The sequence below is a fragment of the Halochromatium salexigens genome, from assembly GCF_016653295.1.
Classification (GTDB): domain Bacteria; phylum Pseudomonadota; class Gammaproteobacteria; order Chromatiales; family Chromatiaceae; genus Lamprobacter; species Lamprobacter salexigens.
In genome coordinates this window covers 45122-53625 of sequence record NZ_NHSF01000076.1, presented here as the reverse complement: position 1 = coordinate 53625, position 8504 = coordinate 45122, and the positions used below count along the sequence as shown (strand labels likewise).

8 protein-coding genes are annotated in these 8504 nt (G+C 61.5%); 4 read left to right on the top strand and 4 right to left on the bottom strand.

Annotated elements, in window-relative coordinates; all coding sequences use genetic code 11:
• Nucleotides 1-150 precede the first annotated feature (150 nt).
• The gene (locus CCR82_RS16745) at nucleotides 151-723 is read left to right on the top strand and encodes a CNP1-like family protein (protein WP_201246953.1); all 573 of its coding nucleotides are present in this window, start codon (nucleotides 151-153) and stop codon (nucleotides 721-723) included.
• A 59-nt stretch (nucleotides 724-782) separates the two neighbouring features.
• On the opposite strand, the gene CCR82_RS16740 is transcribed toward CCR82_RS16745, so the two are convergent.
• From CCR82_RS16740 to CCR82_RS16725, 4 genes are all read right to left on the bottom strand, one after another.
• Entirely contained in the window at nucleotides 783-3059 is a 2277-nt protein-coding gene (locus CCR82_RS16740) for a cytochrome c3 family protein (RefSeq protein ID WP_242513560.1), read from the bottom strand.
• Nucleotides 3060-3147: 88 nt separating this feature from the next.
• The gene (locus CCR82_RS16735; RefSeq protein ID WP_201246952.1) at nucleotides 3148-3765 is read right to left on the bottom strand and encodes a cytochrome b/b6 domain-containing protein; all 618 of its coding nucleotides are present in this window, start codon (nucleotides 3763-3765) and stop codon (nucleotides 3148-3150) included.
• The gene (locus tag CCR82_RS16730) at nucleotides 3762-4694 is read right to left on the bottom strand and encodes a cytochrome c3 family protein (protein ID WP_201246951.1); all 933 of its coding nucleotides are present in this window, start codon (nucleotides 4692-4694) and stop codon (nucleotides 3762-3764) included. The genes CCR82_RS16735 and CCR82_RS16730 overlap by 4 nt, the downstream gene beginning before the upstream one ends.
• Before the next feature lie 216 nt (nucleotides 4695-4910).
• The gene (locus tag CCR82_RS16725) at nucleotides 4911-6263 is read right to left on the bottom strand and encodes a dihydroorotase (protein ID WP_201246950.1); all 1353 of its coding nucleotides are present in this window, start codon (nucleotides 6261-6263) and stop codon (nucleotides 4911-4913) included.
• An 82-nt stretch (nucleotides 6264-6345) separates the two neighbouring features.
• Between CCR82_RS16725 and hisI the strand changes: the two genes are divergently transcribed.
• The 3 genes from hisI to mnmL all read left to right on the top strand — a co-directional run bounded on the left by hisI (nucleotide 6346) and on the right by mnmL (nucleotide 8476).
• Entirely contained in the window at nucleotides 6346-6774 is a 429-nt protein-coding gene (gene hisI, locus CCR82_RS16720) for a phosphoribosyl-AMP cyclohydrolase (protein WP_420827344.1), read from the top strand.
• Between the two features lie 119 nt (nucleotides 6775-6893).
• Nucleotides 6894-7364 (top strand): outer membrane lipoprotein, encoded by a 471-nt coding sequence (locus CCR82_RS16715; protein ID WP_201246948.1) that lies wholly within the window; start codon nucleotides 6894-6896, stop codon nucleotides 7362-7364.
• A gap of 107 nt (nucleotides 7365-7471) precedes the next feature.
• Nucleotides 7472-8476, top strand: a complete 1005-nt coding sequence (gene mnmL, locus CCR82_RS16710) for a tRNA modification radical SAM protein MnmL/YtqA (protein WP_201246947.1) — start codon at nucleotides 7472-7474, stop codon at nucleotides 8474-8476.
• Nucleotides 8477-8504 lie beyond the last annotated feature (28 nt).

The following is an 8504-nucleotide window of genomic DNA, read 5'->3' as shown; positions in this document are numbered from 1 at the left end:
CCTTGCATCATCTCGGCTTTTGCTGCGTCAACTCTGCGATAATCAAATTGCTTTCGAGTAGATTAATTCGTGATTGATTGCAGATCTAATAATTAAATTCGCTTGAGCGGCTTCCTATACAGCGTCTAAGCGATCATTCCCGTTTTGAACATGCGTTTATCGAAACTCGTTGTTGTCTTGGTGCTGCTGACCACGGTTGGCTCAGCCGGCGCCGAATCGCCGTTTGTCTTCGGCGCCGAGGAGGTCGTGCCCAAGAGCATCAAGCCAGGCGCCAAGTGGCAGGAAGGCCCCGTGAACCTCCCAACCTGGCCCCAAGAGAGCAACCTGATCCAAATCCCGTTGGATCGTCCCGATGAACACTTCACCTATTTTCTCGATCGAGCCAGTCTGGCGACAGAGAGCGATGGCGTCGTGCGTTACACCCTCATCGCCGAATCGCGCACCGGTGCGCGTAACCTGACCTTCGAGGGCATTCGCTGTACCCCAAACGGCGTCTTTCGGATCTATGCCTTCGGCCAGAACCGGGACTTCAAGGCCGCGCATACCGGCGATGACTGGCAAGGGATCGGCAAAGCAGGAACCCACCCTGTTCGCCATGAACTCTGGCGTCATTATCTATGCGTACCCCGACTCTTCAAGCCGCGTCCAAAAAATGATCAGATTCGGATGTTGCGCAGCGGCCGGGTGCCCGATATTGAGAATAGCGGCTTTCTTTCCAACTGAGCGAGAGTGCGCCAACGCTTGATCTGAGCGTCTTTCTTTCCGGCTTCCTTGACTTGCGCCTAGGGTTCGATGTCCTCGATGAGTTCGAGCGATGACAGCTCAGCAACCCGCTCTGGCGGATAGCCGAGGGCGGCATAGTCGATGATTCCATTCGGCTCGTGGCAGGCCTTGCAACTGTGGCCCTCACGTTGGATACCGTGATTGACCATCAGGGTGCCCATCTGCCGCATCCAGTGCGGTTCCACCTGCGGGCCGAGCTGGCCGTCTTCGGTCAGCGGGTAGAGGGTCTTCCAGCCGCCCTCAACGCCAAAGTAGGCCATGAACTCATCCATCATGTAGAGCTTGAAGGGCTCTTGGTACATGCGTTGGACGATCGGGTCTTGGATCGCTTTAGCAACCGCCGCACGCGAATCGCCGGTCTCGTAGTAGGTGGCGTAGTCGAACGGTAGGATCATCGCCCCGAACGGCCCCTGGTTGTTCATGTCCTCGTACATCATCGCGTTGAAGGGCTTGAAAGGATAGATGCGGCTCTCGCCTTCGTCCATCGCCGCGCGCAGATTCTCGCTGACCATCTGACGGCGCTTCTCGAGCATCTCGGGCGAGAGCTGCGAGAGCGGATCGGTGGCCCGCTCGACGTAGCGTTCGACATCGATGTCTGGGTACTGCGTTTTGAGTTCTTGAGCCTGGGCGCGCACCGCCGCGATCACCTCGGGGTCGTCGATATGGGCGATCTGCTGCATCAGCGGGTTATAGCTGCCATCGCCCTCCGGATTGCTGCCCAAGGCGTTGGCCAGGAAGGTGCCGTTGCCATTGAACCAGAGGTACATCATGCCCTTGCCGGGCTCGCCGGAGCGATAGATGTCGGTCGGCGTCCAGATGCCCTCCTCGGCGTCCCAGGTTGGATGCACCCAGTCGCGCAGCACCACGTTGTTGTCTTGCAGCTGCGTGATGTGGCAAGTCTCGCAGGCAAGCCGCGCGACATGGCCGTTGAGCAGCGCACGGTGGTCGGAGAGGTTATGTGGGGCGCGGGAGTGACAGCTTTCGCAAGTTACATCCTTTTCTGGCAGGTCGGTCGCAACCAGGTCGACGCCCTTACCCCCGCGTGGGATCTTGTGGCCCTCGGGCTCATGGCAATCGGTGCACTTGATGCCCGCGGCCGCGTGGACGTCATCCTGCGGACTGAACGGATTGCCACGCTTGGCGCCGGTGTGCAACAGCCGCTGATGCTGCTTGCCCAAGTGCTTGGCCGCAACGTTATGGATGTAGGCATCACCACCCATGTTGTGCTGATGGCAGTTGAGGCAGTTCTGATTGGTGGCGCGGCCAACGGTCATGGCCGAGCGCATGCTGCGATCCTGGTTCCAACGCAGGCCGGTCTCGTCCAGAATCACATAACGTTGATCCATGTCGTACTCAGCGGCATGACAGATCAGGCAATCGATCCCTTCCTTGGTCTCATCCGGCACGTCCCCGACCGGCATCATTTTCTCGGTGGCCGGATGGTAGTTGCCGCCGATATGACACTGCCCGCAGCCCTCGCTGCGTAGCACGACCTCATCGCTGGTGGGATGACCCTCGCTGCCGCCATCATTCACCGCAAGCGTCGGCCCGGCGCTCGACTCAACACTCGAGGCAGTCTCAGCACCGCCGTCGATCGGCGAGGACTGGGCCTCAGCGGCGAGCTCATGCTCGGGCCGACTCTCGATTAGTGCCGCCCAACCGGTCCAGGAGAAGCTGCCGGGGATACCGCAGGCGCGGTTGATCTTGCCCACCGGGATCTTGCGCGCCCCCTCGGCATTGACCTGACGACCATCATAGCCGTAAGTGGAGAAGGCACCGCCTGCGGCACTCTGAAACTTGAAGTGCACCGTGTTGACGATGTTCTCCAAGGTATCCACTGTCTCAACGGTTCCATCCTCATGGGTGATGTCCATGGTCTCGTGGCAGTCGAGACAGGTCTCGGGACCTTTGTACTCGCGGATGCCCGCCTCGCGGAAATACTCAATGTGCTGATAGTCAGCCTCTTCGAAGAACGAGGGGGTATTCATCAGGATGTCGATCTTGACCTCGCGCGCGAAGCTGTCCTGATCCTGACGCACGGTTGCCGCAGCCCGCTCGCGGCGGGTTTGCTTGGTCAGCTCCAACGCCAACTGCTCAAACTCCGCATCGCTCAGCTTGCGCGTGTCATAGGTGAGCCGCGCATTCTCCACCCCCGTGTAGGCTTCGAAGAACAGCGGATAGACCACCTTGTAGAGCACCGCTGGCACCAGGATGACGGCGAGCACGAGCGCGATGCGGCGGCGCGTCTTGGTTGCGAAGAGGGAGCGGATGTTCATGATCTTGAATCTCGGAGAGTGCAATGCGCTGAGCCCTGGCGGCCAGCGGACCAACGTGGGAGGCGGTACGGCGATAACGTCGGCAACATCAGCCGCTCGAGCGCTCCTTGTGCCAACCGGTGATCATCGCCTTCAGATTAGTCGTTGGTGTCTCGCCGGTGGTGATGATGTAGACATGCACGATCAGGAACAGTGCCAGCATCCAACTGGTGGCCAAATGCACCATTGCGATGATCCAGACGGTACCAACCCCAAACAGCGTCTCAGGCAACGCGGTTGAGAACAGGAACGACCAGCCGCTGAGGATCAGAATTGGCATTAGCCCAAACATCACGCCAATGTAGCTCAGCGACTGCAACGCATTGAGCTTATGCTCGGCGCTGACATGGAACGGATGCGGCGCGGCGACGAAGATGCCGTGGAGGTAATAACGCGTCTGGGCGATCAGCGCCTGGGGCAGCGTGCGGATATTGATCAGGTAATGCTTACCGTTACCGCCCCAGATGTTACCAGCGACGAACGCCAACCAGGAGAAGGTCAGCAGCACACCACAGGTGTTGTGCACCGGCACTGCGGTGTCGAATGATACCAGCCAATGCAGGCTGTAGTGCATGCTCACGCCGGTGACGATCAGGGTCAGGAACAGCAGTGCGTTGACCCAATGCCAGAGCCGCAGCCAGATCGGATACAGATAGAGCGCGGTCATTGCGAGACCTCCCGTTTGCGATAGGCGCGGTAGCGAGCGTAACCATGAGCGGCCACCCCGAGCAGGGTCAAGAAGATCACGATCAGGCTGATCCAATCCAACAGACTGTTGCGCGACATGCCGACGATGTAGGACTCGTTATAGAGCGCCCGCGAGAAAAACCCCTTTTGCTCGCGCTCCTGCTCGGCTCGGTAGTTGTAGAGCTGGCTCAGGAGTTCCGAGCCCTTGGTATGGCATTCCACACAGAGCTGATTGCTCTCGGCGGCGGCCAGCACATTGTGCGAGGGTCGCTCCGGCACCCGCCCTTCCACCGGCGTGTGACAGTCCAGACAGCGCACCGCGTTCCAGTGTGCTTGCGGCCTCGGCAGCCATTCATGTCCCTTTGGCACCGGCGTCAGCAGATCTTCGTGACAGCTCAGGCAGACCCCATTGGTCCGCTCGACCACCTCGGCGATCGGCTCGCGCCCACCGGCCGGTTTGAAGGTATGGGCGTTATGGCAGGAGAAACAGGAGAAATCCTCGACATCTTCGGTCACGTGGACGCTCTTCTCGTACTCGTGCTCGAGTCCGATCAGATTTGGCGCGCCCTCGTCTTGGTGTTGCTCATGGCAGCTCACGCACTGCAAATCCTCATCCGCGCTACTACTGCGATGTGGATAATGCGCATAGCCGCGCGCATGACAGTCGCTGCAGGCCAGCTCGAAATGCACCGAATGGCTGTAAGCCTCGGTGTCGATCGACAGGTTGACGATCTTGCGGGTCTCTCGATCGCGGTAAGCCATGGTCTCCATCCAGTGGCAGCGCATGCAGTCTTGGCTGTCGTCCTTGAACAGGCCCTGCTGGCTAGCAGCCTTCACCGAACCATCACTGGCAACAGCACTGACAGCGCTCGGCAACATCGCCAACACCAAGACACAGAGCAGGCCCACGACAAACACTGTCGTGCCGTTTGTGAGCACGCGCGCAAGTCTCGGGCTAGTATCGGATAATAGAGGGAGAGACATCAGTGTTGCTTCTCGATGAAGAGACCGTCGGCTAGAGACGAAGATCCACGATAAGCGGGCGCGACGTCAACAAGAGAATGAGACGACCAACAAAGCAGCCCCCACCGAGGAGGCCCGCAGCATTGAATCCTGGTGTAGTCTTCAACGCTGACGCCCAAAACGCAACCGCTGACCGCGAACCTGGTCGTAAACACAGCCTCCCGACGGCCCGGCCTCGAAGGCGACCTCACCATTGACCAGCGTGGTGAGGACGCGCGAGCGCAGCCGACGCCCCTCGAAGGGTGACCAGCCGCATTTGGCCAGCACCTGCGCGCGCTCGACCTGATAGGGCGCCTGCAGATCGATGAGGGTCAAGTCGGCCCAGTAGCCCTCGCGCAGGTAGCCGCGCTCCTGGATTCGGTAACACTCGGCCACCGCATGGCTGGTCTTGGCCACCGCCTGCTCCAGGGTCAGCCAACCGTTATGCACATGCTCCAGCAGCGTGGGCAGCGCATCCTGCACCAGCGGCAGCCCGGCTGGCGCCTTGAAATAGCGCTGGCCCTTTTCCTCGAGGGTATGCGGGGCGTGATCGGTCGCGACCACGTCGATGCGATCCTCAGCCAATGCGTTGAGTAGCGCCTCGCGGTCCTTCGGGCGTTTGATGGCCGGGTTGCACTTGATCAAGTTGCCTTTCTCAGCGTAATCACGCTCGTCGAAATAGAGGTGGTGGACGCAGGCCTCGGCGGTGAGGCGCTTACCGGAGACAGGTCCAGGGCTGAACTGCGCAAGTTCCTTGGCGGTGGTCAGATGCAACACATGCAGTCGCGCATCGTGGCGCTGGGCAAGCTCGATCGCCAACGACGACGACTTGAAGCAGGCCGCTTCCGAGCGGATCAGCGGATGCGCGGCGATCGGCACCTCCTCGCCGTAGCGGGCACGATACTCGGCCTCGTTGGCGAGGATCATCGGCGTATCCTCGCAATGGGTCGCGATCAGCAGCGGGCTATCGCGGAAGATAGCGTCGAGCGTGGCCTCGTCGTCGACCAGCATGTTGCCGGTCGAGGCGCCCATGAACACCTTGACGCCGCATCCCTGCCCCACCTGCACCGAGCGAATCACCTCGAGGTTGTCGTTGCTAGCGCCGAGATAGAAGCTGTAATTGGCGCGCGAGACCTCGGCGGCGCGGGTATGCTTGGCCTCCAGCGCCTCAAGGCTCAGCGTCGGCGGCCGCGAGTTCGGCATCTCCATGAAGCTGGTAATGCCGCCGGCCACCGCCGCGCGCGACTCACTGGCGAAGTCGGCCTTGTGCGTCAGCCCAGGCTCGCGAAAATGCACCTGATCGTCGATCATGCCAGGAATCAGCAATTTGCCCTTGGCATCGATCACCCGATCGGCCACGTACGACTGCAGATCGGCGCCAATCGCCTCGATGCGGCCAGCGCGGATCAGCACGTCGGCCTCGAAGCGGCGGCCTTCGTTGACGCAATCGGCATTGGTCATCAGCACACTGGACATTATGAGCTCGTCACCTCTGAAACTGATAGGCTCTCAGCCAAGTCTAAACCGAGTGAGCAACACGGGCATGAGCACTGACCCTATCATCAGCCACAACGAGCGCGCGCCGCTCGGCGCCAGCCTGCCCTGGACGCAGGTGCTGGACAGCTTGAAGCTCAGCGCCGAGGGGCTGATTCCGGCCATCGCTCAGCAGCACGACAGCGGCGAGGTCTTGATGATGGCCTGGATGAACCGCGAGGCGCTCGAGGAAACCCTGCGCACCGGCCGCGTCTGCTATTGGTCGCGCTCGCGCGGAACGCTCTGGCGCAAAGGCGAGTCCTCGGGCCAGGTGCAGCAGCTCAAGGAGGCGCGACTCGATTGTGATGGCGACACCCTATTGTTGTTGGTCGACCAGAGCGGACCAGCTTGTCACACCGGTCGCAAAAGCTGCTTCTACAATGCCATTCGTGGCGACCGAGTTGAAGTGGTCTCGGAAACGCTGGTTCATCCGGTCAAACTTTACGGTCGTTGAGCCAACCGCTTTCAGATTCAGCCCCCAGCAAGTCGAACCCAGCAGACCTCAATAAAGCAACATCTAATCACCGTCAAACGGCATACTCAACCCAAACGGTTGACGCGAGGAGACACACGATGAACAGAGCGCATTCCCCCTTAGCCCTCTTGATGGCAGCGTTGGCGATGGTCACGCTGCTCAGCGGCTGCCCGGCGAGCATGTCTTCCTCCGCCTACACGCGCGATCAGGCGCGCAGTACGCAGAATGTCGAATTCGGCATCGTGCAATCCGTGCGCGAGGTCCGCATCGAAGGCACCAAGAGCGGTATCGGCACCCTCGCCGGTGGGGCCATCGGCGGTGTGCTGGGCAACCAAATCGGCGCTGGCGCGGGGCGCACGCTCGCCACCATCGGTGTCGGTCTCGCCGGGGCCGCCGCCGGCTCGGCGGTCGAGGAAGGCACCACGCGCCAGCGCGGCTTGGAGGTCATCGTCAGACTCGACAATGGCCGCACGGTGGCCATCACCCAAGCCGCCGACGTCTCGCTCGTGCCCGGTGATCGCGTGCGCGTGTTGACCGATCGCTACGGCACGGCACGCATCGTGCGCTGACCCCGGCGCTCACTCTGGTTGACATTGCTCAATGTCAACCAGGGCCACTTTTGCGACAGTTCCACGCTTTCCGTGATCGAATCGATGATGACGAGCCAGCAGCGGGCATGACCTTAGCAGATCGAGTCAACACCTTCGGCGTCGATCTGGTCCGCCGCTATGGTCGCCGGGTACACAAGCTGGCCATTCACGCCGGCTTCACCTGCCCGAACCGCGACGGCACGAAAGGGCGTGGCGGCTGCAGCTTCTGCAACAACGTCTCCTTCAGCCCCAACGCCGACAGCCCGAGCGCCGACAAGAGCGCGGGCGCAAGCCGTTTCGCCCCCGAGCGCAGTGTTGCCGAGCAGATCGCGTGCGGACGTCAAGTGGTGCGACGGCGCACCGGTGCCGAGCGCTATTTTGCCTATTTCCAGGCCTACACCAACACCTACGACGACATCGCGCGCCTCGGTGCCCTCTACGAGCAAGCACTCGACGAGCCCGATGTCATTGGCCTCTCGGTCGGCACCCGTCCCGACTGCGTGCCGGATGCGGTGCTCGACCTGCTCGCCGGCTATCGCGCCGCAGGCCACGAGATCTGGCTCGAGCTTGGGCTGCAATCGGCCTTCGACAGCACCCTGGCGCGGGTGAATCGCGGCCACAGCTTCGCCGACTACCGACGCACGGTGCGTGCGGCGCGGCTGCGCGGCATCCCGGTCTGCACGCATCTGATCATCGGCCTGCCCGGCGAAGGCCGCGATGCCGCGCTGGAAACGCTCGCGCGCGTCATCGCGCTCGGCACCGACGGGCTGAAACTGCATCCGCTGCATGTGGTCCGACAGACCGTGCTGGCGCATCAATGGCGCCGCGGTGGCTATCAGCCGCTGACACTGGAGGATTACATCGAGATCGCGGCCGATCTGATCGAGCGCACCCCCGAAGAGGTGCTCTACCACCGCGTCACCGGCACCGCGCAGCGCGAGATCCTGCTTGCTCCCGAGTGGTGCTCGAAGAAGTGGATCGTGCTCAACGGCATCGAGAACGCGCTGCGGCGTCGTGGCACGCGCCAGGGTTGCCTGGCCTTGGAGCAATCGCTCTACTCATGTTCATCCGCCATCGAGCGAGTCGCCTGAGGCCGCGCCGTTAAAGCTCATCACGCAT